Here is a 453-nt window from a genome sequence, read left to right on the forward strand (position 1 = left end):
CGGCAGCGAAGGCTGCCGGAGTGGCGTAGCCGAGCGAGGAGTGCGGACGCTCGTTGTTGTAGTCGTCGACCCAGCGGGCCAGAATCGAGCGGGCCTGACCGATGGTGAAGAACAGCGTCTCGTTGAGCAGCTCGTCGCGCATGCGACCGTTAAAGCTCTCGACGAACCCGTTCTGCGTGGGCTTGCCCGGCGCGATGTAATGCCACTCGATGCGGGCATCGCCGGACCAGGCGAGCACCGCGTTCGACGTCAGTTCGGTCCCGTTGTCGCTGACGATCATCTTCGGCCTGCCACGCTCGGCGATCAGATCGGCCAGCTCGCGCACGACCCGCCGGCCCGAGATCGACGTGTCCACCACCGCCCGAAGGCATTCGCGCGTGACGTCATCGACGATGTTGAGCACGCGGAACCGACGGCCGGTCACGAGCTGGTCGTGGACGAAGTCCAGACTCC

At 66.0% G+C, this 453-nt stretch carries 1 protein-coding gene; it reads right to left on the reverse strand.

The window, feature by feature from the left end; translation table 11 throughout:
- Positions 1-453 (reverse strand): integrase core domain-containing protein (locus SM191_RS19590; RefSeq protein WP_341507664.1); only part of this gene is annotated, 453 nt, incomplete at both ends.

The sequence above is a fragment of the Sphingomonas sp. 2378 genome (genome assembly GCF_038084995.1).
Classification (GTDB): Bacteria; Pseudomonadota; Alphaproteobacteria; order Sphingomonadales; family Sphingomonadaceae; genus Sphingomonas.